The organism is Clavibacter michiganensis (genome assembly GCF_016907085.1).
GTDB lineage: Bacteria > Actinomycetota > Actinomycetes > Actinomycetales > Microbacteriaceae > Clavibacter > Clavibacter michiganensis_O.
The window spans coordinates 711,555-735,169 of sequence record NZ_JAFBBJ010000001.1; the positions used below are offsets into that span (position 1 = coordinate 711,555).

Annotated in this window: 19 protein-coding genes; 12 read left to right on the top strand and 7 right to left on the bottom strand. The window is 72.7% G+C overall.

Going from position 1 to position 23,615, the window contains the following annotated elements:
• Positions 1-185 precede the first annotated feature (185 nt).
• Positions 186-1,904, top strand: a complete 1,719-nt coding sequence (locus tag JOE38_RS03270; protein WP_204574840.1) for a protein kinase domain-containing protein — start codon at positions 186-188, stop codon at positions 1,902-1,904.
• 26 nt (positions 1,905-1,930) lie between these two features.
• Here JOE38_RS03270 and sucB read toward each other — a convergent pair whose 3' ends face one another.
• The 3 genes from sucB to JOE38_RS03285 form a co-directional block, all read right to left on the bottom strand.
• Positions 1,931-3,376: a 2-oxoglutarate dehydrogenase, E2 component, dihydrolipoamide succinyltransferase gene (sucB, locus tag JOE38_RS03275; protein WP_204574841.1), complete on the bottom strand. Its 1,446-nt coding sequence runs from the start codon at positions 3,374-3,376 to the stop codon at positions 1,931-1,933.
• A 60-nt stretch (positions 3,377-3,436) separates the two neighbouring features.
• Positions 3,437-4,810: a dihydrolipoyl dehydrogenase gene (gene lpdA / locus JOE38_RS03280; RefSeq protein WP_204574842.1), complete on the bottom strand. Its 1,374-nt coding sequence runs from the start codon at positions 4,808-4,810 to the stop codon at positions 3,437-3,439.
• A 91-nt stretch (positions 4,811-4,901) separates the two neighbouring features.
• On the bottom strand, positions 4,902-6,410 hold the full coding sequence (locus JOE38_RS03285) for a leucyl aminopeptidase (RefSeq protein WP_204574843.1): 1,509 nt from the start codon (positions 6,408-6,410) through the stop codon (positions 4,902-4,904).
• Between the two features lie 169 nt (positions 6,411-6,579).
• Here JOE38_RS03285 and JOE38_RS03290 point away from each other — a divergent pair, with 169 nt between their 5' ends.
• The 5 genes from JOE38_RS03290 (at position 6,580) to JOE38_RS03310 (ending at position 12,632) form a co-directional block, all read left to right on the top strand.
• A complete protein-coding gene (locus JOE38_RS03290) occupies positions 6,580-7,500 on the top strand; it encodes a proteasome assembly chaperone family protein (protein WP_204574844.1) in 921 nt (306 codons plus the stop codon).
• A 75-nt stretch (positions 7,501-7,575) separates the two neighbouring features.
• The gene (locus JOE38_RS03295) at positions 7,576-8,898 is read left to right on the top strand and encodes an MFS transporter (RefSeq protein ID WP_204574845.1); all 1,323 of its coding nucleotides are present in this window, start codon (positions 7,576-7,578) and stop codon (positions 8,896-8,898) included.
• A gap of 249 nt (positions 8,899-9,147) precedes the next feature.
• A complete protein-coding gene (locus tag JOE38_RS03300) occupies positions 9,148-10,617 on the top strand; it encodes an RNA polymerase sigma factor (protein WP_204574846.1) in 1,470 nt (489 codons plus the stop codon).
• A gap of 3 nt (positions 10,618-10,620) precedes the next feature.
• The gene (locus tag JOE38_RS03305; protein ID WP_204574847.1) at positions 10,621-11,901 is read left to right on the top strand and encodes a Mur ligase family protein; all 1,281 of its coding nucleotides are present in this window, start codon (positions 10,621-10,623) and stop codon (positions 11,899-11,901) included.
• Positions 11,898-12,632, top strand: a complete 735-nt coding sequence (locus tag JOE38_RS03310) for a type 1 glutamine amidotransferase (RefSeq protein WP_204574848.1) — start codon at positions 11,898-11,900, stop codon at positions 12,630-12,632. The genes JOE38_RS03305 and JOE38_RS03310 overlap by 4 nt, the downstream gene beginning before the upstream one ends.
• Positions 12,633-12,737: 105 nt before the next feature.
• Here JOE38_RS03310 and JOE38_RS03315 read toward each other — a convergent pair whose 3' ends face one another.
• Positions 12,738-12,965 (bottom strand): DUF7455 domain-containing protein, encoded by a 228-nt coding sequence (locus tag JOE38_RS03315; RefSeq protein WP_012038337.1) that lies wholly within the window; start codon positions 12,963-12,965, stop codon positions 12,738-12,740.
• Between the two features lie 213 nt (positions 12,966-13,178).
• On the opposite strand from JOE38_RS03315, the gene JOE38_RS03320 reads away from it, so the two are divergent.
• Entirely contained in the window at positions 13,179-15,257 is a 2,079-nt protein-coding gene (locus JOE38_RS03320; RefSeq protein WP_204574849.1) for a DNA gyrase/topoisomerase IV subunit B, read from the top strand.
• 80 nt (positions 15,258-15,337) lie between these two features.
• Here the strand turns inward: JOE38_RS03320 and JOE38_RS03325 are convergent, their stop codons facing one another.
• Positions 15,338-17,884, bottom strand: coding sequence for a DNA gyrase/topoisomerase IV subunit A (locus JOE38_RS03325; protein WP_204574850.1), 2,547 nt, complete (start codon positions 17,882-17,884; stop codon positions 15,338-15,340).
• Positions 17,885-17,968: 84 nt separating this feature from the next.
• On the opposite strand from JOE38_RS03325, the gene JOE38_RS03330 reads away from it, so the two are divergent.
• Positions 17,969-19,108 (top strand): alkaline phosphatase family protein, encoded by a 1,140-nt coding sequence (locus tag JOE38_RS03330; RefSeq protein WP_204574851.1) that lies wholly within the window; start codon positions 17,969-17,971, stop codon positions 19,106-19,108.
• A 25-nt stretch (positions 19,109-19,133) separates the two neighbouring features.
• Here the strand turns inward: JOE38_RS03330 and sepH are convergent, their stop codons facing one another.
• Positions 19,134-20,324 (bottom strand): septation protein SepH, encoded by a 1,191-nt coding sequence (gene sepH / locus JOE38_RS03335; protein WP_204574852.1) that lies wholly within the window; start codon positions 20,322-20,324, stop codon positions 19,134-19,136.
• Positions 20,325-20,649: 325 nt separating this feature from the next.
• Here sepH and JOE38_RS03340 point away from each other — a divergent pair, with 325 nt between their 5' ends.
• Complete coding sequence (locus tag JOE38_RS03340) at positions 20,650-20,943, top strand: DUF4193 domain-containing protein (RefSeq protein WP_012038342.1); 294 nt, start codon at positions 20,650-20,652, stop codon at positions 20,941-20,943.
• Between the two features lie 47 nt (positions 20,944-20,990).
• On the opposite strand, the gene JOE38_RS03345 is transcribed toward JOE38_RS03340, so the two are convergent.
• Positions 20,991-21,440, bottom strand: a complete 450-nt coding sequence (locus JOE38_RS03345; RefSeq protein WP_204574853.1) for a DUF3093 domain-containing protein — start codon at positions 21,438-21,440, stop codon at positions 20,991-20,993.
• 38 nt (positions 21,441-21,478) lie between these two features.
• On the opposite strand from JOE38_RS03345, the gene dut reads away from it, so the two are divergent.
• The 3 genes from dut (at position 21,479) to JOE38_RS03360 (ending at position 23,429) form a co-directional block, all read left to right on the top strand.
• Positions 21,479-21,949 (top strand): dUTP diphosphatase, encoded by a 471-nt coding sequence (gene dut, locus JOE38_RS03350; RefSeq protein ID WP_204574854.1) that lies wholly within the window; start codon positions 21,479-21,481, stop codon positions 21,947-21,949.
• Positions 21,946-22,635 carry a DUF3710 domain-containing protein gene (locus JOE38_RS03355; protein WP_086522276.1) on the top strand — a complete coding sequence of 230 codons (690 nt, stop codon included), beginning with the start codon at positions 21,946-21,948 and terminating at the stop codon, positions 22,633-22,635. Before dut ends, JOE38_RS03355 begins: the two co-directional genes overlap by 4 nt.
• A gap of 125 nt (positions 22,636-22,760) precedes the next feature.
• The gene (locus JOE38_RS03360; protein WP_239544737.1) at positions 22,761-23,429 is read left to right on the top strand and encodes a DUF3159 domain-containing protein; all 669 of its coding nucleotides are present in this window, start codon (positions 22,761-22,763) and stop codon (positions 23,427-23,429) included.
• Positions 23,430-23,615 lie beyond the last annotated feature (186 nt).

Here is a 23,615-nt window from a genome sequence, read left to right on the forward strand (position 1 = left end):
GCCGCCGGAACGGCGTGAGGTCGATGCGCCGTCCCGTTCCCTCACAGGGGCTCGATGCCGACGAGATGCCCAGCGATCGCCTTCGCGGCTCGGCGTCGCCCGGCCGGCGCGCACACTCACGGCGACGGGCACCCGCCCCGCCGGTGGACGCGGACGGGGTCGCAGCGAGGAGAGGACGTGGGGCGATGGATGACGGACGCGCTCACGCGCACGACGGGCGGGTCTCGAGTGAGGACCAGGGCACCTGGTCGTCCGACAGGGCGGTCGACCTGCGTCGATCGGCATCCGCCAAGGAGCGAGCGCTGCGGAGGCGGAGGAGCGCGGCACGCCCGCTTCCCGACGCGGCGGGCGCCAGCGGCACCGTCGTCGCGGGATATCGCCTCGTGCGGCTCGTCGGGAGGGGCACGCGCTGTGAGGTGCACCTCGCCCGACCCTGCCGAACCCATGACGCCGCGGTCGGTTCGGCGGACAACGTCGCGGTGAAGATCGTGCCCGCGACCGAGCGCAGCCGCGGGGAGGCGGAGATCGTCGCTCTGCAGGCGGTGTCCTCCGAGCACGTCGTCACGCTGAGGGACGTCGCCACTCTGGCCGACGGCAGCCTGTGCATCGTGCAGTCGCTCGGCCAGCGTGGCACGGCGTCTGCCCTGCTCGGCCGACGCGGCAGCATCACGCCCGGCGAGACCGTGACCCTCGTCGCGTCCGTGCTCCGAGGGCTGGGCGACCTCCACGACGCGGGCATCGCGCATGGCGCGGTCGACCTGACGCACGTGGTCCTCGACGCCACGGGGCGTCCGCTGCTGAGCGGGCTCGGCGCCTCCCGCGTCGTCGGCGGAGAGGTGGGGGCGGGCGCGGACGGCAGCGTCGGGGCCGACCCCGTCGAACAGGACCTGGTGCGCGTGTCGCGGATCGTCCAGGCGCTGCGCGAACCGGCGGACGCTCGCGGACGCGCATCCGAGGACCGGTGGGACGACTGGCTGGCGCTCCTCGACTCCGCCATCCACGGGGAGTCCGATCTCACCGCGCACGACCTCGCCGACCGGCTCCTCGACGTCGCGGACGCAGCCCCCCTGGCCGACGCGGGCGCCCCGCCGCGCTCCTCCGACGACGATCGCGTGCTGCCGAGCTCCTCCGACGACGATCGCGTGCTGCCGCGCGATGCGGCGCTCGGCGCTGTCCGCCCCCGTCCCCTCGGCGTCAGCACCACGCAGAGGACCCGGACCCGCCGTGGGTTCCTGCCCGTCGCGCGGGGGCGACGGGCAGGTCACCGTCGGCATCGTGCGGTGCGTGAGCCTCGGGCGGACGACGCTCGATCACGTCAGCGGGCGCTGCGGGTTCGGGTCACGGCCGAGCTCGCCTCGGTGCGCCCGCGCATCTGGGCGCTCGGAGCCTCCGCGCTCCTGCTCCTGGTCGCCGGCGCCGTCGCGGTGCCCGCCCTCACCGGCCCCGCTCGCGGCGCGACGGCAGCGCCGACGAGCGTGCCCACGCCCCCAGCGTCCGCGTCCGTGGAGGGCGCACCATCGACGACATCGGATGCCGACGTGGAGGCGACGGCCTCGCCGGATCCCGATGTCGCGGCCCCCGCGCTCCTCCGCCTCCGTGCCTCCTGCCTCCGCGGGGGCGACGTCGGCTGCCTGCGCGAGGTGGACGAGGACGGCTCCGCGGCGGAGGACGCCGATCGCAGCGCCGTCGCGTCCGATGCGACGGCCGTCCTGGAGGCTGCCGCGCTCCACGCCGCGGATCTCCTCGGCCCTGCTCAGCGTCTCGGTGACAGCGCGCTCGTCGGCCTGCGACCCCAGGTCGAGCCCGGATCCGAGTCGCCGGCTCCCGGACGCCGACCGGCCTCCCTCCTGATCGTCAGGGGAGAGGCCGGGTGGCGGATCAGGGACCTGATGGACGACCGATGAGTGTCGCCGTCCGGTCCGGAGACGACCTAGATGCCCAGGTCGGCGTCGAACGCACCCGCCTCGAGGCGGTTCTTGACGGCCACGAGGAAGCGCGACGCGTCGGCACCGTCGACGATCCGGTGGTCGTAGGACAGGGCGAGGTAGACGGTGGAGCGGATGGCGATGGTGTCCTGCCCGTCCGCCGTGATGACCACGGGGCGCTTGGTGACGATGCCGGTGCCGAGGATGGCGGACTGCGGGAGGAACACCACGGGGGTGTCGAACAGCGCACCGCGCGAGCCGGTGTTGGTCAGCGTGAAGGTTCCGCCGGCCAGCTCGTCGGGGGACAGCTTGTTGTCGCGCGTCCGGGCGGCGAGGTCCGCGATCTCCGAAGCGAACTGCGCCAGGTTCTTGCCCTCGGCGTTCTTCACGACGGGGGTGAGCAAGCCGCGCTCCGTGTCGACCGCGATGCTGATGTTCTCGTGGTCGGGGTAGACGATGCTGTCGCCGTCGACCGTCGCGTTGACGACGGGGTAGGCCTTGAGGGCCTCGGCGGCGGCGAGGGCGAAGAAGGGGAGGAACGACAGCTTGACGCCGGTCTTCTCCAGGAAGTCACCCTTCACGCGGTCACGGAAGCGGGCCACCTTGGTGACGTCGACCTCCACCACCGAGGTGAGCTGCGCGGTGGACTGCATCGACACGACCGCACGGTCGGCGATGAGCTTGCGCATGCGGGACATCTTGGCGGTGGTGCCACGGAGCGGCGACGTCTCGAGGGGCGCGGCGACCGGAGCAGCCGAGGCGGCTGCCGCCGGGGCGCTCTTAGACGCGGCAGCCTCGGCGGCGGCCAGCACGTCCTCCTTGCGGATGCGACCTCCCACGCCGGTGCCGACGACCGAGCTGATGTCCACGCCGCGCTCGTTGGCGAGCTTGCGGACGAGCGGAGTCACGTAGCCCGCGTTGCCGGAGGCGGCGGGAGCCGGGGAGGCGGCGGGAGCCGCGGCCGCGGCAGGCGCCGGAGCGGGGGTCGCGGCCACGGGTGCGGGAGCGGCGGGCGCGGGAGCCGGGGTCGGCTCGGGGTCGGCCTGCTCGGCGGCGGGAGCCGGCTCGGGCTCGACGGGCGCAGGGGCCTCGGAGTCGTCGTCCGCTTCGGTGGAGGGGATCACGGTCTCCTCGACGGCTTCGTCGGCTGCCGGCTCGGGCTCAGCGGCCTGCTCGGCGGCCGGCTCCTCTGCGGGAGCGTCGCCCCCGCCGGAACCGTCGCCGATGCGGACCAGCACGGCGCCGACCTCGACGGTCTCGTCCTCCTGGACGAGGATCTCCTCGATGACGCCGGCGACCGGCGACGGGATCTCGGTGTCGACCTTGTCGGTCGACACCTCGAGCAGGGGCTCGTCGACCTCGACGTGGTCGCCGACGTTCTTGAGCCAGCGGGTCACCGTGCCCTCGGTGACGCTCTCGCCGAGTGCGGGGAGGTTGACGGATTCGCTCATGGGGTTGTCTCCTTCAGGCCCGACTCCGGACCCGGCTTGTGTGTCGGTGTTGGCGGGGTGCTACAGGGCGTGCAGAGGTGTCCCCGCGAGTGCCAGGTGGGCCTCGCCGAGCGCCTCGTTCTGAGTGGGGTGGGCGTGCACCAGGCTGGCGACGTCCTCGGGGTAGGCCTCCCAGTTCACGATGAGCTGGCCCTCGCCGATGAGCTCGCCGACGCGGGCGCCGATCATGTGGATCCCGACCACGGGACCGTCCTGCACGCGGACCACCTTGATGGACCCTGCCGTGCCGAGGATGGAGCTCTTGCCGTTGCCGCCGAGGTTGTACTCGTAGCTCGAGACCTTGTCGGCGCCGAACTTCTCGGCCGCCTTCGCCTCGCTGTAGCCGACGCTCGCGACCTCGGGGTCGGAGTAGGTGACCTTGGGGATGTTGATGTCCTCGACGACCACGGGCTTGTTGCCCGCGATCTCCTCAGCCACGAAGATGCCCTGCTGGAACCCGCGGTGCGCGAGCTGCAGGCCGGGGACGATGTCGCCGACGGCGTAGACGCCGGGGACGCTGGTCTGGAGCCGCTCGTCGGTCAGCACGAAGCCGCGGTCGGTCTTCACGCCCGCCTCCTCGAAGCCGAGGCCCTGGGTCGCCGGGCCGCGTCCGACGGCGACGAGCAGGAGGTCGGCGTCGTAGGTCGTGCCGTCCTCGAGGGCGACCTGGACGCCCTGGTCGTCCTGCGTGACCGACTTGAAGCGCACGCCGAGCGAGAACGCGATGCCGCGCTTGCGGAACGCCCGCTCGAACTGCTTGCTGATGGACTCCTCCTCGTTGGGAACGAGGTGGGGGAGGGCCTCGATGATCTGGACGTCCACGCCGAAGGAGCGCCAGACGGAGGCGAACTCGACGCCGATGACGCCGCCGCCCAGGATCGCGACCTTCTTCGGGATGTAGTCGAGCTCGAGCGCCTGCTCGCTCGTGATGACGCGGCCGCCGATCTCGAGGCCGGGGAGCGTCCGGGAGTAGGAGCCGGTCGCGAGGACGACGCTCTTCCCGGTGATGGTCTGGTCGCCGACCTGCACGGTCGTGCCGGAGGTCAGGCGACCCTCGCCCTCGATGACCGTGATGCCGCGGGCCTTGATGAGGCCCTGGAGGCCCTTGTACTTGCTAGCGACGATGGCCTCGCGGTACGCGTTGACGCGGGCGATGTCCACCCCGTCGAACGTGACGTTGACGCCGTACTTCTCCGACTCCCGCGAGACATCGGCCACCTCGGCCGAGTGCAGGAGGGCCTTGGTCGGGATGCAGCCGCGGTGCAGGCACGTGCCGCCCAGCTTGCCCTTCTCCACGAGGCCCACGGTCTTGCCCAGCTGCACCGCACGGAGCGCCGCTGCGTAGCCGCCGCTCCCGCCGCCGAGCACCACCACGTCAAAGTTCTGTTCCGACACCCAGGATCTCCCTCGTATGCATCAAGGTCGTCTCATGCGACCGCCCGACCGGGCAGGCGCGGGACCCCCTCAGGAGGCCTCTCCGAGCCTACTACGCGCGTGAAAACCCGGCAGCCAGGGCCAGGAGCGTGCGGACCGCGACTCCCGTCGGGCCCTTCCCCGTGAAGCCGTGACCGCCGCCCTTGTTGTGCGACGGGCCCGCGATGTCGATGTGCGCCCACGGGATCCGGGGGGCGTCGTCCGCGTCGCCGGTCCGGCCGACGAACTCCTTGAGGAACACGCCCGCGACGAGCATGCCGCCGGCGGGATTGCCGGGCTTGACGTTGGCGATGTCCGCGATGTCGGAGTTGAGGAGCGCGCGCATCTCCTCCGGGAGCGGCATGCCCCACATGCTCTCTCCCTGCTCGCGGGCCGCGTCGAGCAGACGGGCGACGAGCGCGTCCTCGCCCATGACGGCGGAGTACCGCTCACCGAGCGCCACGACCTGCGCACCCGTGAGCGTCGCGATGTCGACGATGGCGTCCGGGTGCTCCTCGCTCGCGGCGACGATCCCGTCCGCCATCACGAGTCGACCCTCGGCGTCCGTGTTGAGGACCTCGACGGTCGTGCCCCCGCGCATGCGCAGCACGTCGTCCGGGCGGATGGCGGAGCCGGAGGGCATGTTCTCGGCGATGCAGAGCCACGCGGTGAGGCGCACTGGCAGCTCGAGCCGCGCGGCGGCGACGACGACCTCGAGGATCGTCGCGGCACCGGTCATGTCGTACTTCATGCCGATCATCGGCACGGCCGGCTTGAGCGAGATGCCGCCGGTGTCGTAGGTGATGCCCTTGCCGACGAGCGCGAGGTGGCGCGTCGCGCCGGCGGGGGAGTAGGAGACCTTCACGAGGCGGGGCGGGCGCGTCGAGCCCTGGCCGACCCCGAGGATGCCGCCGAAGCCGTCGGCCGCGAGCGCGTCCTCGTCCCAGACGCGGACGTCGAGGGGCAGGCCGCTCGTGCGCTCCTGCACGGCGTCGACGAACGTCGCGGGATACAGGTCGAGCGGCGGGGTGTTGACGAGGTCCTTGGTGCCCGCGACGGCTCCCGCGACCGCGACGGCGCGCGCGACCGCCTCATCGGCGTCCTCGGGCGTCCAGGAGTCCCCCTGCGCGACCACGGTGACGGACGAGGCGCGCGGCTTCTGGCCGGCGAGCGAGTCGCGGCGGTAGGAGTCGAAGGAGTAGACCCCGAGCGCCGCACCCTCCAGCACGGCGGTGAGCTCCTCGAGCGACGCGACCGGCACCGCCACCGCGACCCGCTCCACACCGCGCAGCTGGCGGGTCGCGCTGCCCACGGCGTAGCGGAGCGCGACGGCGTCCAGGGGCCCCGATCCCAGGCCCACGAGCGCGACGGTGCGGGCGGCGGTGCCGGTCCCGGCGACGCGGACGACCTCGTCGCGGCCCCCCGTGACGCCGATCGCGGACAGGCCGTCCACGTCGAGCCCGAGGCCCTCGGGCGCGTGCACCCGGATCCCCTCCTTCTCGCTGGAGACGGCGACGACGAGCGCGTCGGCCTCCACGTCGACGGCGCGGTCGGAGGACACGGAGAGCTGGGGGAGGGTCATGGGCGACGAGCCTACCCATGCAGGCATGCGTCCCGGATCGGAGCGCGGGCCCCCGACGACCCGGCGGATGCGGGCGTCCCGGCGCCCTCGGCGAGCGTGTTCGCTCTCGGCGGCACGCGCGACGCCCCGCCGGGGAGGGGCCGTCGGAGGCGCGGCTTAGAGTGGATCCATGGCAGATGCGGACGGACTGTACGAGATCGACACCGACATCGGCGAGGTCCCGACCGGCCTGCCCCTGGTCGCCGGGCTGACCGGTTTCTCCGACGCGGGATCCGGCGTGTCCCAGGTCAGCGAGTACCTCCTGAGCACCCTGAGCCACCGCGACGTGCTGCGCTTCGACACCGACACCCTCCTCGACTACCGTGCCCGCCGCCCCACCATCTACTTCGACCAGGACCACCTCGCCGACTATCGACCGGCCCGGCTGGCGCTCTACCTGGCGCACGACGAGATCGGGCAGCCGTTCCTCCTGCTCACCGGGTTCGAGCCCGACTTCCGCTGGGAGGCGTTCACCGCGGCCGTCCTGGGGATCGTCGACCGCTACCGGGTCTCGACGACCACCTGGGTGCACGCCATCCCCATGCCGGTCCCGCACACGCGCGACATCAACGTCACCGTGAGCGGGAACCGCACCGAGCTGATCGACGCGCTCAGCGTGTGGAAGCCGAACACCCAAGTGCCGGCGAACGCGCTGCACCTGGTGGAGCACCGCCTGCACGACGCCGGGCACCCCGTCGCGGGATTCGTGCTCCTCGTCCCGCACTACCTCGCGGACACGGAGTTCCCCCTCGCCGCTGTCGCCGCGTTGGAGAGCATCAGCGCGGCCACGGGCCTCATCTTCCCGACCGACCGCCTCCGCGAGGAGGGCCGCGACTTCGTCGGCCGCATCGACGAGCAGGTGGCGGGCAACCAGGAGCTGGCGCGCCTGGTCACGACGCTCGAGGAGCGCTACGACAGCTACATGGAGGACACGCCCCTGAAGTCGCCGCTCACCGACGAGGACGGGGCGCTGCCGACGGCGGACGAGATCGCGGCCGAGCTGGAGAAGTTCCTCGCACGGCGCCGCCCCGGCGACGGCGACGCGGCCTGACGGCCTCGAGCTGATCCGCGCGCGGGCCGTCCGGGCCCGCCGCGACGCACGCGCCGGGCCGGTATCCTCGTGCCGATGAGCACCCGCCGCGCCCGCATCGTCCTCGGCGTGGCCATGGTCGCGTACCTCTCCTCCGTTCTCCAGCGCGGGTCGCTCGGCATCGCGTCCGTCGAGGCGGGGGAGCGCTTCCACGTCTCGGCATCGCTGCTCTCGACGCTCGCCGTCACGCAGCTCGTCGTGTACGCCGCGCTGCAGATCCCGGTCGGCGTGCTGATCGATCGGATCGGCCCGCGCGCTCTGCTCGCGACCGGCGCGCTGCTCATGGTGGCCGGGCAGGTCACCCTGGCGCTCTCCACGTCGCTCGAGGTCGCGATCGTCGGACGCATGCTCGTGGGCGCCGGCGACGCGATGACGTTCGTGTCGGGTCTGCGACTCATCAACTCCTGGTTCTCGGGTCCCCGCGTGCCGGTGCTGTCGCAGTGGTTCGCCAACGTCGGGCAGCTCGGGCAGGTGCTCTCGGCGATCCCGCTCTCGCTCGTGCTGCACACGGCGGGGTGGACGCCCGCGTTCCTGGGGTCCGCGTCCCTCGCCGTCGTCGCCCTCATCGCGGTCGTCGTGGCCGTGCGCGACCGGCCCGCGGGGGACGCGCCACCTCCCCGGCTGCCGTGGGGCGACTCGATGCGCGAGCTCGGCCGGAGCCTGCGTCGCCCGGGGACGCAGCTTGGTTTCTGGTCCCACTTCGTCACGCAGTCGTCGGGTGTGGTATTCAGCCTGCTCTGGGGCTTCCCGTTCCTCGTGGGCGCCCTGGGGTACAGCCCGGCGCTCGCGTCCGGGCTCCTCATCGTGATCGTGGCGTCCGGGATGGTGGTGGGGCCCGTGATCGGCATCCTCACCGGGCGATTCCCGTTCCGGCGCTCCAACCTCGTCCTCGGCGTCGTGGCGATGATGGGCGCGGCCTGGGCGGTCCTGCTCCTCTGGCCGGGCACGCCCCCGCTGCCGGTCGTGGTCCTCGTGGTCGTCGCGATCGGCATCGGCGGCCCCGGCTCGCAGGTCGGTCTCGACTTCGCGCGCACGTTCAACCCTCCCCGGAGCCTCGGCGCGGCGTCCGGCATCGTGAACGTCGCCGGGTTCACCGCGAGCTTCACGATGATGCTGCTCATCGGCATCGCTCTCGACGTGCAGGACGGGATCCGGGTCGCGGGCGGGGCGCCGAGCGACCTCTACGCGTTCGACTCCTTCCGCGTCGCCTTCGCCGTGCAGTACCTCGTCGTCGGCTTCGGCGCGGTGATGCTGGTGCGCACCCGGCGGCGGACGCGGCGGCTCCTGGCGGACGAGGGAATACGGGTGGGGCCCCTCTGGGTTGCCTACCTCGACAGGCGACGCCGACGCCGCACATGACGCCGGCCCGCACACGTGCGGCAGTGGCTCGCCCCCGCGCCCATCCGTGCAATAATCAGGTACGGACCCGTTCATGTCCTGCATCGCGCGCCACCTCGGTGGCGGCATCACCTCGGTGGTGTTCGAGCAGCGGACTTGACATGGGTCCTAGCAATGTCCGAAAACAACCCCGACCCACCTCCGGCAGGTCACCCCGCAGCGTCACCGCGGAGCGCACGACCGGTCGTCGTGGGGACGAAAGGTGTTCGCATGGCCACCCCCTCCACCCCGTCCGCCACCCTGGACGCGGCCGCCGCGACCGGCACGGCCGACGACGCCGCGACGGGTGAGGCGAAGGCACCCGCGAAGCGCGCCCCCGCCCGCAAGACCGCGGCGACCAAGGCACCCGCGGCGAAGGCCGCGACCACCGCGAAGGCCCCGACCAAGGCCGCCGCGGCGAAGGCCGCGGCAGCAGCAGAGGCCGACGGGACCGCCTCCGAGGATGCCTCCACGGCTCCTGCCAAGGCGCCCACAGCCCGTGCGAAGGCCGCCGCCGCCAAGAAGGCCGCTGCCGCGTCAGGCGAGGCCGCGCCCGCCAAGGCGCCGCGCAAGACCGCCGCGAAGAAGACCGCCACGGACGGCGAGTCGTCGGACGAGGACGCCGAGGAGGTCGTGGTCCCGGTAGCCGAGGAGGACACCGACGACGAGGTCGTCGAGGACGGCGCCGTCAAGCCGCCCGTCGTGCTCGAGCCGCTCCCCACCGGGGCCATGGTGCTGTCGAACAAGGAGGAGGACGAGGACGTCCCCGTCTACTCGACGACGATCACGGGCGCCACGGCCGACCCCGTCAAGGACTACCTCAAGCAGATCGGCAAGGTCGCGCTGCTCAACGCCGCCGAGGAGGTCGAGCTCGCCATGCGCATCGAGGCGGGCCTGTTCGCCGAGGACAAGCTGGCGAACACCCCCGGCATCTCCCGCGAGCTCGAGCGCGAGCTGCGCTGGGTCGCCCGCGACGGCCAGCGCGCGAAGAGCCACCTGCTCGGCGCGAACCTCCGACTCGTGGTCAGCCTCGCCAAGCGCTACACGGGTCGCGGGATGCAGTTCCTCGACCTGATCCAGGAGGGCAACCTCGGCCTGATCCGCGCGGTCGAGAAGTTCGACTACACCAAGGGCTTCAAGTTCTCCACGTACGCCACGTGGTGGATCCGCCAGGCCATCACGCGAGCGATGGCCGACCAGGCCCGCACCATCCGGATCCCGGTGCACATGGTGGAGGTCATCAACAAGCTCGCCCGCGTGCAGCGCCAGATGCTGCAGGACCTGGGTCGCGAACCCACGCCCGAGGAGCTCTCGCGCGAGCTCGACATGACGCCCGAGAAGGTCATCGAGGTCCAGAAGTACGGCCGCGAGCCCATCTCCCTGCACACGCCCCTCGGCGAGGACGGCGACAGCGAGTTCGGCGACCTCATCGAGGACACCGAGGCGGTCGTCCCGGCCGACGCGGTGGGCTTCACCATGCTGCAGAAGCAGCTGGAGTCGCTCCTCGACTCGCTCTCCGAGCGCGAGGCGGGCGTGATCCGCATGCGCTTCGGCCTCGGCGACGGCATGCCGAAGACGCTCGACCAGATCGGCGACACGTTCGGGGTCACGCGCGAGCGCATCCGCCAGATCGAGTCGAAGACCATGGCCAAGCTCCGCCACCCGTCGCGCTCGCAGTCGCTGCGCGACTACCTCGAGTAGGCCGTGCCCCTGCGCCTCGCCGTCGCCGCGGGACGGGCCGCCCGCTGGGCCGCCCGTCTCCGCGGCGGCGGATCCGCCGTGCCCGGCGTCGTCGCCCTCCGCCTCGAGCCCCGCTTCCTCGAGCGCACCATCGCCGACCTGCCGCACGGCGTGGTCGCCGTCACCGGCTCCAACGGCAAGTCGACGACCACCCACATGCTCACCGCGGTGCTCCGCGCGCACGGGCTCCGCGTCTTCACGAACCCGTCCGGCGGGAACCTGCCGCAGGGCATCGCATCGGCCGTGCTCGCGGACGCCGACGCATCGGGCCGCCTGGACGCCGACGTCGCGGTCCTCGAGATCGACGAGGCGTACGGCGTCGCGCTCTCCGCGCTGCTCACCCCGCGCACGGTGCTCCTGCTCAACATCCAGATCGACCAGCTCAACCGGTTCCACGAGCCGGACCGCGTGGTCGGCATGCTCGAGCGCATCGCCGCCACGGCCACCGAGGCGGTCGTCGCCAACCGCGACGACGCGCACGTCAACGCCATCGCCGCGCACACGGCGCGGTCCGGCCGCGCCGCGGTGGACTGGTTCGGCGTGTCCGAGGAGCTCCTCGGCGACAGCAAGCACGGGCTGGCGTCCGCCCCGCGGTTCGGCTCCGAGGACCCCGACCCGGTGCACGTCGACGCGGGCGTCGAGGCCGTGGCCCTCTCGCGTCGCGACGCCGTGTTCCGTCTGGCGTCCGGCGAACTCCCGGTGACGCTCCCGTCGCGCGGCCTGCACTACGCCGTCGACGCCGCTGGCGCGCTGGCGACGGCGCGCCGCGTGCTCGGCGACCGGTTCGACCCGGTCCGCGCTGCCGAGGGCCTGGGCTCCGTGGCTGCCGTGTACGGACGCGGCGAGATGCTGCGGGCGGGTGATGAGGACATCGAGATCATCATGATGAAGAACCCGGCGAGCCTGCAGATGAACCTCGACGCGCTGGGGGATCCGCCGGAGCAGGTGCTGCTCGCCGTCGACGACGGGACCCCCGACCCGTCGTGGATCTACGACACCGACCTCTCCGCGCTCACGCACGCGGACATCGTCTCGGGCACCAAGGGCTACCAGCTGGCCGTGCGCTTCGGCTACGAGGGCCTCGAGGTCGGCCGCGTGGAGCCGGACCTGCGCCGGGCGGTGCAGGCGTTCATCACGCTGGAGAAGCCGTCCCGCGGCGTCAAGACCATGATCGTCAACTACGAGCAGATGATGGCGATCCGCCGCATCCTCGGCTACACGGACCTCGAGGGAGGCCCCGCGTGAGCGACGCGCTGCGCATCCTGCACCTCTACCCCGATGAGCTCGGCATCAACGGCGATCGCGGCAACGTGACCGTGCTCGTCGAGCGCGCGCGCATCCGCGGCATCCGCACGGAGGTCGTGCGTCACGCTCCGGGTGGCGGGGATCCGGGCGACGCCGACCTCGTGGTCATCGGCTCCGGGCCGCTCACCGCGCAGCGCGCCGTCCTGCCCGACCTCGTCGCGCACGCCCCGCACCTGGTCGGCCTCCGGGAGGCCGGCGTCCCGATCCTCGCGGTGGGCGGCGGTCTGCAGCTGCTGGGGGAGTCCGTGCGCCTCACCGACGGCGGCGAGCTCGTGGGCGCCGGCGTGCTGCCGGTGCGCACCACCCTGACGGCCGAGCGTCGCGTGGGCGACCTCGTGCTCGACACGCCGGACGGCGAGGTGGTCGGCTACGAGAACCACGGATCGACCCTCGACATCGGCGCGCACGCTCCGCTCGGCTCGGTCCGCGCGGGCTTCGGCAACGGCGGCCAGGGTGGCGGGGAGGGCGTCCGCGTCGGCGCCTCCATCGGCACGCACCTCGGCGGCCCCGTCCTGGCGCTCAATCCGCGGCTCGCCGACGAGCTGCTGTCCGCCGCACTGGCGCGGCACGATCGGGAGCTGCCCGCCGACATCTCCGGGACGCTCGACCGGCTCGACGGCTGGGCGCGCGAGGCACGCGCCACCGTCATGGCTCGACCCGCCCACTACTGAGGGAGCGGATCCCCGTCGTCGGCCGGGCGGGGACATGACGAAGGGCGCATCCCCGGTGGGGATGCGCCCTTCGTCCCGCGTCGGCCGGAGCCGACGCAGGTCGTCCTAGGCGCGCTCGTCGAGCAGGCGGCTCGACTCGTCGTGCCAGCTCGTGGCGATGGCCGACAGCTTCTCCTGGTACTTCTTGCCGTGGTGGGCGCAGAAGAGGAGCTCGCTGCTGTTCACCTCGACGCGGATGTACGCCTGAGCACCGCAGCTGTCGCAGCGGTCGTTGGCGGTGAGCTGGTGGTTGTCGAGCTCGTCCACGGGACGCTCGGTCGCGGTCGGTGTCATGTGATGCTCCCCTCCGGGTCGGGTCTGGTCGAGCCGAATGGATCAAGTAGACCACGTGCTCCCGGCAGTCAGCCCGACCGCTGTCGCCTGTTTCGCTCTGCGCGTAGGGCGCGGTGCGGCTGGCGGCGATTCGGAGGGGGAGGCGGCGGGCGACGGTTAAGATCGATGTCGGCTCGCGTCCGGCGAATGCCGGACGTACTTGGAGGACAGCACGTGGCAGCATCCGATTATTCCGCCCGTCACCTCTCCGTCCTCGAGGGCCTCGAGGCGGTCCGCAAGCGGCCCGGCATGTACATCGGATCGACCGACTCGCGCGGTCTCATGCACTGCCTCTGGGAGATCATCGACAACAGCGTCGACGAGGCGCTCGGCGGGCACGGGGACCGCATCGACGTGCGGCTCCACCCCGACGGCAGCGTCGAGGTGCGCGACACCGCCCGCGGGGTCCCGGTCGACATCGAGCCCAAGACCGGACTCTCCGGCGTCGAGGTCGTCTTCACCAAGCTGCACGCCGGCGGCAAGTTCGGATCCGGCTCCTACGCCTCGTCGGGCGGCCTGCACGGCGTAGGCGCCTCGGTCGTCAACGCCCTCTCGGAGCGCCTCGACGTCGAGGTCGACCGGGGCGGCAAGACCTACGCCATGTCCTTCCGGCGCGGCGAGCCGGGCATCTTCGAGGACCAGGGCGAGGCCAGCCCCGACGCGCCGTTCCGTCCCTTCACGTCCGGCAGCGAGCTGCGGGTGGTCGGCAAGGTGCGCAAGGGCGTCACCGGCACGCGGATCCGCTATTGGGCGGACCGGCAGATCTTCACCCGCGGCGCGTCCTTCCTCACCGAGGAGCTCCTCGGTCGCGCGCGGCAGACCGCCTTCCTCGTCCCCGGGCTCAGCATCGACATCGAGGACCTGCGCGGCGAGCAGCCCGTGCGCGAGTCGTTCCGCTTCGACGGCGGCATCGCCGAGTTCGTCGACCACCTGGCCGTCGACGCGCCGCTCACGGACACGTGGCGGCTCGAGGGATCCGGCACCTTCACCGAGACCGTGCCCGTGCTCACCGACGGCGGTGCCATGGTCCCGACCGAGCTCACGCGCGAGTGCGCCGTCGACATCGCGCTCCGCTGGGGCACGGGCTACGACACCCGCTTCAAGTCGTTCGTCAACATCATCGCGACGCCCAAGGGCGGCACGCACCAGGCCGGCTTCGAGGCGGGCCTGCTCAAGTTCGTCCGGGCGCAGGTCGAAGCCAACGCGCGCAAGCTCAAGGTCGGCACCGACAAGCTCGAGAAGGACGACGTGCTCGCGGGTCTCACGGCCGTGCTCACCGTGCGCTTCCCCGAGCCGCAGTTCGAAGGGCAGACCAAGGAGGTGCTGGGCACGCCCGCCGTGCGCGCCATCGTGTCCCAGGTCGTGCAGAAGGCCATGGCCGAGCGCTTCGCGTCCACGCGCCGCGAGGACAAGGCGCAGACCGCGGTCCTCCTCGAGAAGGTCGTGGGCGAGATGAAGTCGCGGATCTCCGCGCGCACCCACAAGGAGACGCAGCGGCGGAAGAACGCCCTGGAGAGCTCGTCGCTGCCCGCGAAGCTCGTGGACTGCCGCTCGAACGACGTCGCGAACAGCGAGCTCTTCATCGTCGAGGGCGACTCGGCGCTCGGCACGGCGAAGCTCGCGCGCGACAGCGAGTACCAGGCGCTGCTGCCCATCCGCGGCAAGATCCTCAACGTGCAGAAGGCGTCGCTGCCCGACATGCTCTCCAACACCGAGTGCGCGTCGATCATCCAGGTGCTGGGCGCGGGCTCCGGGCGCACCTTCGACCTGTCGGCGGCGCGCTACGGGAAGATCATCATCATGAGCGACGCCGACGTCGACGGCGCCCACATCCGCACGCTGCTGCTCACGCTCTTCTTCCGCTACATGCGGCCGATGATCGACGAGGGCCGGGTGTTCGCCGCCGTGCCGCCGCTGCACCGCGTCGTGGTGATGAACCCCGGCTCGAAGCCCAACGACGTGATCTACACCTACTCGGAGCGGGAGCTCGCGGCGGTGCTCGCGCAGGCCAAGCGGCAGGGGAAGCGCTACCAGGACCCGATCCAGCGATACAAGGGCCTGGGGGAGATGGACGCCGATCAGCTGGCGACCACCACGATGGACCGCCGGAACCGCACGCTCCGCCGCGTGCGCGTCGACGACGCCGAGGCCGCGGCGCGCATGTTCGAGCTGCTCATGGGCAACGACGTCGCACCGCGCAAGGAGTTCATCATCGACGGCGCCGGATCGGTGCGGGACCGCATCGACGTGTGACCCGCCGGCCCGGTGCCGGATGCGCGGACGGCCGCGGACCCCCCGGTCCGCGGCCGTCCGCGTTCGTCTTACGGGCGCGTCTACGTCTCGAGCGGCGCGGAGCCGTCCTCGGCGGACGGCTCGACGACGCCCGCGGCCGCGCCCGACGCGGCGTCGGGCGCGTCGGCGGGGGTGACCGCCTGGCCGACGCTCCCGATCGCCTTCTCCAGCGGGATGCCCGACCCGTCGCGCTTCATGCCGGTGGGCGGCAGCTGCCTGACCTCGCCGGCCGGCCCGACCGCGAGGGCGGGCCCGGGGCCGACCCAGGCGAGGGCGAGGTGGTCCTCGCCCTTGAGGTACGCGTGCGCGCGCACCCCGCCCGTGGCACGGCCCTTGCGCGGGAAGTCGGCGAACGCGCTCACCTTGGCGCGGCCGGGATCCACCCCAGCGATGGTGGCCGACGACGCCGAGATCGTGACGACCTGGGCGCCCTCGGGGGCGACGGAGGAGAAGAACAGCACGCGCGCGCCGGCTGCGAGGTTGACGCCGGCGACGCCGCCCGCCTGGATGCCCTGCGGCCGCACCGACACCGCGGGGAAGTGCAGCAGCTGCGCCTCGCTGGTGACGAAGACGAGCTCGTCCGTCTCCGCCCCCTGCCGCGCGCCGACGACCTCGTCGCCCTTCTTCAGCGCGATGACCTCGAACTCCGGCTTCGCGGGCAGGGCGGACGGGGCGATGCGCTTGACGACGCCCTGGCGCGTGCCGAGGGCGATCGCCTCCTCCGTGCCGAGCGCCACGAGCGCGACGACGCGCTCCTTCTTGTCCGCGAGGCCGAGGTAGTCGCGGATGCGGACGCCGGCCCCCAGCTGCACGCTCGCGACCGGGACCACGGGGAGGTCGACCGGAGTCATGGTGATGAGCCGGCCCGTGTTCGTGATGGCGCCGATGCGCGTGCGGCTCGTGGTCTCGATGGCCGTGAGGACGGCGTCGTGGGAGCTGCGACGGACCGTCTGCAGGGGCGTGCCCGGCGCGTCCGTCGGCAGGTCGACGCGCACCGCGCGCCCGGTCGTCGACAGCAGCACCCGGCAGGGCACGTCGGCGATCTCGAGGACGGGCGCGGCACGACGGCTCGACGCCCCGGCGACGCTCGGCGCGGCCTCCGTCAGGAGCGTCCGGCGCGGCGTGCCGAAGCGGTCGGCCACCTCCTGCAGCTCGGTCGAGACGAGCGCGCGGAGCCGGCGCGGGTCGGCGAGGATCGCCTCGAGCTCGGCGATCTCGGCCTGCAGCTTGTCGCGCTCCTCCTCCAGCTCGATGCGGCTGAACCGCGTGAGCCGGCGGAGACGCAGCTCCAGGATGTAGTCGGCCTGCAGCGTCGAGAGGTCGAACACGTCCATGAGGCGGGCGCGCGCCTGCTCGGTGTCGTCGCTGCCGCGGATGACCTGGATCACCTCGTCGATGTCGAGGATCGCGATCAGCAGCCCGAGCACGAGGTGCAGCCGCTCCTGCCTGCGGGCGAGCCGGTACCGCGTGCGCCGCGTGACCACGTCGAGGCGGTGCGCCACGTAGACCTGCAGGAGCTCCTTGAGCCCCAGCGTCTGCGGGCTGCCGTCGACGAGCGCCACGTTGTTGATGCTGAAGCCGTCCTCGAGCGGCGTGTAGCGGTAGAGCTGCTCGAGCACCGCCTCGGGGTTGAAGCCCGTCTTGATCTCGATGACGAGCCGCAGCCCGTGCGTCCGGTCCGTGAGGTCGGTGACGTTCGTGATGCCGGACAGCTTCTTGTTCTGGACGCCGTCCTTGATCTTCTCGATGACCTTCTCGGGGCCCACGAGGTACGGCAGCTCGGTCACGACGAGCCCCGACTTCCGCGGGGTGAGGCTCTCCACGGAGACGCGCGCGCGGGTCTTGAAGCTGCCGCGGCCGGTGAGGTACGCGTCCTTCACGCCCGACAGCCCGATGATCGTGCCGCCTGTCGGCAGGTCGGGACCCGGGACGAACGCCATGAGGTCGTCGAGCGAGGCGTCCGGGTGGTCGATCAGGTGCCGCGCCGCGCCCACGACCTCGATGAGGTTGTGCGGCACCATGTTCGTCGCCATGCCGACCGCGATGCCGCTCGCGCCGTTGACGAGCAGGTTCGGGAACGCGGCCGGGAGCACGGCCGGCTGCATGAACGCGTTGTCGTAGTTCGGGACGAAGTCGACGACGTTCTCGTCGAGCCCCTCGACCATCGCGAGCGCGGACGCGGCGAGCCGGGCCTCCGTGTAGCGGGGCGCGGCCGGCCCGTCGTCGAGCGACCCGAAGTTGCCGTGCCCGTCGATGAGCGGCACGCGCAGCGTGAACGGCTGCGCCATGCGCACCATCGCGTCGTAGATGGCGGAGTCGCCGTGCGGGTGGAGCTTGCCCATCACCTCGCCCGTCACTCGGGCGGACTTCACGTGCCCGCGGTCGGGACGCAGGCCCATCTCGCTCATCTGGTACAGGATGCGGCGCTGCACGGGCTTCAACCCGTCGCGGGCGTCGGGCAGGGCCCGGGAGTAGATGACCGAGTACGCGTACTCGAGGAACGAGTTCTCCATCTCGGTGGAGACGTCGACGTCCTCGATCCGCTCGGCGGGCTCGTCGGGCGTGGTGTTCGTGGTGGAGGGACTCATGGACTCTCTGGGTCGGGATCGGCGCTGCGTCGATCGGCGTCGTGACGCGGATGCGCGCCGGGCTGCTGTGGCAGACTGGGCCGGATGGCCCCCATGCTACCGGCGCCCGGATCCCGCCGGATGAGCCTCACCGCGGTCATGCCCGGCTGCCTCGCCGCCCTCGCGGGGGAGGAGTCCGAGGCCGGCCTCCCGTCCGTCGACCGGGCCGTGGTCGTCCTCGTCGACGGGCTCGGCTCCGCCGCCCTCCGCGCCCGCGCCGGGCACGCGCGCCACCTCGTCCAGGGCTGGCGGAAGAAGGACGTCGTCGACGTGGGCTTCCCGACCACGACCGCCGCCAGCATCACCTCCCTCACCACCGGCGTGCGCGCGGGGGAGCACGGCCTCGTCGGCTACGCCGCGCTGGATCCCGCGCACGACCGCGTCCTCAAGCTCCTGTCCGGGTGGGACGCCCGCAGCGTGCCGGAGGAGTGGCAGCCGGTGCCGACCGCGTTCGAGCGGGCGGTCGCCGCGGGCGTCCCCGCGTTCGTCGTCGGCTCGGCCCGCTACGCCGACTCGGGGTTCTCCCGGGCGGCGCTGCGCGGGGCGACCTACGTGGCGGCCGAGTCGATCGCGGAGCGGTTCGCGACCACCCGCGCCCTCATGGACCGGGAGCCGCGCGCGCTCGTCTACCTGTACGTCCCCGAGCTCGACCAGGCAGCCCACTCGCACGGCTGGGAGTCGGATCGCTGGCTCCGCCTGCTCGAGGAGCTCGACCAGGCGGCGGGGCCCTTCCTCGACCGTCTCGGCCCGCGAGAGGGAGCGCTGATCACCGCCGACCACGGCATCGTCGACGTGCCCGCCGGATCCCAGGTGCTGTTCGACCGGGTGCCGGAGCTGGTGGCGGGCGTCCGGCACGTGGCGGGGGAGCCGCGCTGCCTGCACCTGCACCTCGAGCCGGGCGCGGACGCCGACGCCCTCGCCGACGCCTGGCGCGCCTCGGAGGGGACGAGAGCCCACGTGGCGACGCGCGCCGAGGCGATCGCCGCGGGATGGTACGGACCCGTCCGCGACGGCGTGGCGGCGCGCATCGGCGACGTGGTCGTCGCGACGCGCTCGCTCATCGCCTACTACGACGGCCGCCCGCGGGACCAGGGCGCCCGTCGCATGATCGGCCAGCACGGGTCGTTCTCGGACGAGGAGCGCCTGGTGCCGCTCATCCGCGCCGGGGCGTTCGCGCGCGACTGAGCCCCGGGACGCCGACGGAGCGGGATCAGGCCAGGTGGTCGTCGTCGCTGCGGGCGCCGAAGACGATCTCGTCCCAGCTCGGCATCGCCGTGCGCCCGCGCCGTCCAGACGGCTTCCCGGAGCCACGACCCTCGCCGGTGCCGGGCGTGCGCAGACCCTCGTCCTCGGCCTCGTCGCGCGGGACGTCGCGTCCCGTGTCGACGCGGCCGATCCCGGGGATCACGGCGGACCGCAGCGGCGGCACCGAGCGCTGACCGCCGCGCGGGCGGGACAGCGGCTCGTCGCGCCGGGCGGCGGGCGCGGGCGCGTCCTCCGCGACGTCGTCCCCCTCGTCCTCGCGCGGCACGGACTCCCGCTCGCCCCGCCGGCGCCGCAGCGCCTCGAGCAGGTCGGCGGTCTCGTTCAGCTCCACCTGCGCCACGCGCGCGGGCTGCTGGCTGCCCGCGGGGTGGTTGCCCTGTCGACCGAGGTGCGAGACGGACGCGCCCTCGTCGCGGCGAGGCGCCTCCCACGGCTGGGGGGCGGTGTCCTGCGTGCTCGACGCCGTCGGCTCGGGCAGGCGGAAGGCCCCGCTGTCGAATCGCGTGACGCCGGCCTCCTCGTGCGTGTCCGCGACCTCGGGCGGAAGGGCACGGAGCCGCGGGATGAGGGCACCGCGGATCTCGCCCTGCTGCGACAAGGTGATCGCCTCGTTGTTGGCGGGGGAGAGCGCGTGCTTCTTGGCGTCGTAGGACCACCTCGCGTCGTGCTCGATCTCCTCGCTCGTGAAGGCCACCTTGACGACCCAGCCGCCGAGCTGCTCCTTCCAGCTGCTCCAGCGCACGTCCTCGGCGCCGAGCGACTCGAGGCGCTCCTCGATGACCTGGCCGAAGAGCGTGCCCTGGCCCATCGGGTCGACCTCGATGGCGGTGTGCACGGGCACCTTCATCGCGCTGCGCACGACGTGCTCGCGCTCGGCGACGACGGGACCCTCGAACTTGCGGACGTACTCGACGGACGCGCCGGTCTCCCGCGCGACGTCCTCGGCGCTCATGCCCTGGCGGATGAAGGACTGGATGATGCGCGGCGCGGCCTTGCGCGTCTGGCCGCCGTCGGCGGACTGGCGGCGCAGCGCGGACCGGAACGCGTCGTCCATCACGAGGCGGTGCCGGTCACCGCCCGCGGTCTCGACGACGAGGGCGCCGTCCTCGACTCCGACGATCTTCAGATCCTGCATGTGTTCCACGCCTCTCGCGCTCACTGGACGATTCACGATCGCACGAGTCGACCCCTCTTCCGGGGAATACGCGTGGCGCGCCGCGACTTGAGTCCGACGAGAGCGCCGGAGGGCGGGATCACGGGCCCCGGACGCAGGTTGTTCGTGCGCGAACGGTGTACCGTGTGAGTCCGCATCCGCGGCCCGGGGACGGGCCGGCTCCCCGCATCCAAACCGCCGATCAGGGCCCCCGACGGGGGCCTCAGGACGGTTTGCTATCCGGATGCGATTCATGCAAACTGTGCCCGCCGATTCCGTTCGGCGGTTATTCGAGAAGTGGACAGGAATGGCAACTGATTACGACGCCCCGCGCAAGACGGAGGACGACTCCGACTCGATCGAGGCTCTGAAGGAGCGCGTCCCGGACCGCATGTCCGGGGTCGTGGACGTCGACGATGCCGACAACCCCGGGAGCTTCGACCTCGCCGGAGCCGACCTCTCCGACCTCGAGCTCGAGACGGTGGTGCTGCCGCCGCAGGCGGACGAGTTCACCTGCGTGAGCTGCTTCCTCGTGAAGCACCGCTCGCAGATCGACCACCAGGAGAAGCTCGGGCCCATCTGCCAGGAGTGCGCCGCCTAGAGCGACGCCGGGCGAGAGCCCCTACAGGCCCCGCGCCTGACCGCACGTCATGATCGCCGCGATCCCCGGATCGCGGCGATCAGTCGTTCCGGGCTGCGGGTGGACAGCAGCCAGTAGGGGGCGGGGTCCGCGGCGTCCATCAGCGGCACCTTGACCACCGGATCCACCCACCCGCGGATGACGAGGTACGCCCGCGCGTGCAGCCGCGTACCGCGCTCTGCCGTCGCCTGCGCGCTCCGGAAGCCCTCGGGGTCGCCGAGCTGGTCGACGGCGATGGACGCGCGGCCGGCGCGCAGCCGCCCCTCGGCGACCTCGATGACCGGGCTGGTGAGCACGAGCGTGGCCACGACGCCCGCGTACAGCACGATCGCGACGATGACCCCGGCGACGACGCTGATGGGAAGGAACACGAGCAGGCTCGCGGGGATGACGAGGGCGGTGGCGACGAAGAGCCAGGGAGCCGGCCACAGCCGCTCGCGGTAGGGGGATGCGGGCATGCGCCTATTGCATCAGATTCCTGCACTAGCCTCGGACCGTGCCCGATCCCGTCGACGTCCTCATCGCGGGCGACGCCCCCATCCCGGCCTACGCGCATCCCGGCGACGCCGGCGCCGACCTCGTGAGCGCGGAGGCCCTGCGCCTCGAGCCCGGCCAGCGGGCCACCGTCGGCACGGGCGTGTCGATCGCCCTCCCGGACGGGTACGCCGCCTTCGTTCTCCCGCGCAGCGGCCTCGCCGCCCGCCACGGCATCACGATCGTCAACGCGCCCGGCACCGTCGACGCGGGGTACCGCGGCGAGATCCGGGTCACCCTCCTCAACACCGACGCCGAGGCCGCGTACGATGTCGCGGTCGGCGACCGCATCGCGCAGGTCGTCGTCATGCCGGTCAGCCGGGTGCGCTTCGTGCCCGTCGAGAAGCTGCCCGGGAGCCACCGCGGCACGGGGGGCTTCGGCTCCACGGGCACCGGCGCCCTCCCCGTCCGAGACCCAGGAGACCGAACATGACCGACGAGAACGCGAACCAGCCGGACGACGCCGTCGCGGACGACGCCGAGCACGTCCTGGACGCCAAGTCCGCGCCCGACGACCGGGCCGACGAGGGCCCGCTCGACGAGACCGAGGCGAACCCGGTCCGTCCCTACGTCGACCTCGGCGGGATCAAGATCCTGCCGCGCGAGGGCCTGCACCTGCGTCTCGAGGTGGCCGAGGGCACGCAGCAGGTCGTCGCGATCGGCCTCGACTTCGCCGAGTCCAGCCTGCAGGTGCAGCCGTTCGCCGCGCCGCGCTCGAGCGGACTGTGGCATGAGATCCGCACGACCATCGGGGAGCAGATCCAGCGGCAGGGCGGCACGACCCGCCTGGCCGATGGGCCGTTCGGTCCCGAGCTCCACGCCGTCATCCCGGTCGTGCAGCAGCCCGGTCAACCGGCGGCGAGCACGCGCGAGGCCCGCTTCATCGGGGTGGACGGCCCCCGGTGGTTCCTGCGCGGCGTCATCACCGGCCGCGCCGTGACCGACCCCGAGGCCGCCGCCGCCGTCGAGGACCTCTTCCGCAGCGTCGTCGTCGTGCGGGGATCCTCGCCCATGCCCCCGCGTGACCTCATCCCGCTCAAGATGCCCGCGGCCCAGGTCGGCACCACCCCGGGCGCCGCTCCGGCCGGCGAGAGCCCGGCCCCCGCGCTGGGCGCCTGAGCGTGTCGGGGGAGGGCCCGGTCGGGGAGGATCCCCGGCACCCCGCGTCGACGGACGGGCTCCCCGCGCCCGATGGCACGTCGCGGCGATCCGCGCCCGCGCCCGGCGAGGCGCTCGGCGCGAGCATGGCCCAGGCCGCCGAGCGCGCGGGCCTCGGGCAGGCGGCGCGCGGCGAGACCATGACCGCCGCGACGCTCCTCGCCGCCATGGGCGGCATCCGGGGCGTCCTCGAGGCGATCGTGCCCGGGCTCCTCTTCCTCGTCGCCTTCACCCTCACGCGCGACATCGTGCTCTCGGTCGCCGTCCCGGTCGTCGTCGCCGTCGCCGCGGTCGTGGCCCGGCTCGTGCAGCGCTCGGCCGTCGCCCCCGCGGTGGGCGGGCTCGTCGGCATCGTCATCTCCGCGCTCCTCGCGCTCCGCTCGGGGGAGGGGCGCGACTTCTACGCGCTCGGCCTCTGGACGAACGGCGCGTACTTCGCGGTGCTCCTGGTCTCCGTCGTGGTCGGCTGGCCCCTCGTCGGCGTCGCCGTGGGCTTCCTCATGGGAGACGGCACGGCGTGGCGGCAGGACCGCAGGAAGGCCAGGGCCCTCCGCGTCCTCACGCTCGTGTGGGTCGGCTTCTTCGCCCTGCGCCTGGCGGTGCAGCTCCCGCTCTACCTCTCCGACTCCATCGACGCGCTCGGCGTCGCGCGCCTGGTGATGGGGACGCCACTCTACGGCGTGCTCCTCGTCCTGTCGTGGCTCTTCGTGCGCGCCGTGTACGCGAAGGACCCGGCGGCGCCCGCGACCGACTGATCCCCGGGCTCTCCCGACGGCACGGACGGCACCACGCGCCGCGGCGTCCAGCACGGCGACGCGATGGTAGATTCATCTCGACGTCGAGATACATCGGCGCCGTCCCGCCTCGCGTCGGCGTGCCCGATCAGGGTCGCCTTACTGGACCCGGCCGCGGCGGGCGACCAAGATCGGATGACGGGCGGA

What these genes read in the sequence shown, in the direction of transcription:
- JOE38_RS03325 (WP_204574850.1), bottom strand. Translation starts at nt 17,884, where the DNA reads ATGAGTCCCTCCACCACGAACACCACGCCCGACGAGCCCGCCGAGCGG.
- JOE38_RS03355 (WP_086522276.1), top strand. Translation starts at nt 21,946, where the DNA reads ATGACCGACGAGAACGCGAACCAGCCGGACGACGCCGTCGCGGACGAC.
- JOE38_RS03270 (WP_204574840.1), top strand. Translation starts at nt 186, where the DNA reads ATGGATGACGGACGCGCTCACGCGCACGACGGGCGGGTCTCGAGTGAG.
- JOE38_RS03315 (WP_012038337.1), bottom strand. Translation starts at nt 12,965, where the DNA reads ATGACACCGACCGCGACCGAGCGTCCCGTGGACGAGCTCGACAACCAC.
- JOE38_RS03300 (WP_204574846.1), top strand. Translation starts at nt 9,148, where the DNA reads ATGGCCACCCCCTCCACCCCGTCCGCCACCCTGGACGCGGCCGCCGCG.
- JOE38_RS03290 (WP_204574844.1), top strand. Translation starts at nt 6,580, where the DNA reads ATGGCAGATGCGGACGGACTGTACGAGATCGACACCGACATCGGCGAG.
- JOE38_RS03330 (WP_204574851.1), top strand. Translation starts at nt 17,969, where the DNA reads ATGGCCCCCATGCTACCGGCGCCCGGATCCCGCCGGATGAGCCTCACC.
- JOE38_RS03345 (WP_204574853.1), bottom strand. Translation starts at nt 21,440, where the DNA reads ATGCCCGCATCCCCCTACCGCGAGCGGCTGTGGCCGGCTCCCTGGCTC.
- JOE38_RS03285 (WP_204574843.1), bottom strand. Translation starts at nt 6,410, where the DNA reads ATGACCCTCCCCCAGCTCTCCGTGTCCTCCGACCGCGCCGTCGACGTG.
- JOE38_RS03340 (WP_012038342.1), top strand. Translation starts at nt 20,650, where the DNA reads ATGGCAACTGATTACGACGCCCCGCGCAAGACGGAGGACGACTCCGAC.
- JOE38_RS03360 (WP_239544737.1), top strand. Translation starts at nt 22,761, where the DNA reads ATGGCCCAGGCCGCCGAGCGCGCGGGCCTCGGGCAGGCGGCGCGCGGC.
- sepH (WP_204574852.1), bottom strand. Translation starts at nt 20,324, where the DNA reads ATGCAGGATCTGAAGATCGTCGGAGTCGAGGACGGCGCCCTCGTCGTC.
- sucB (WP_204574841.1), bottom strand. Translation starts at nt 3,376, where the DNA reads ATGAGCGAATCCGTCAACCTCCCCGCACTCGGCGAGAGCGTCACCGAG.
- JOE38_RS03295 (WP_204574845.1), top strand. Translation starts at nt 7,576, where the DNA reads ATGAGCACCCGCCGCGCCCGCATCGTCCTCGGCGTGGCCATGGTCGCG.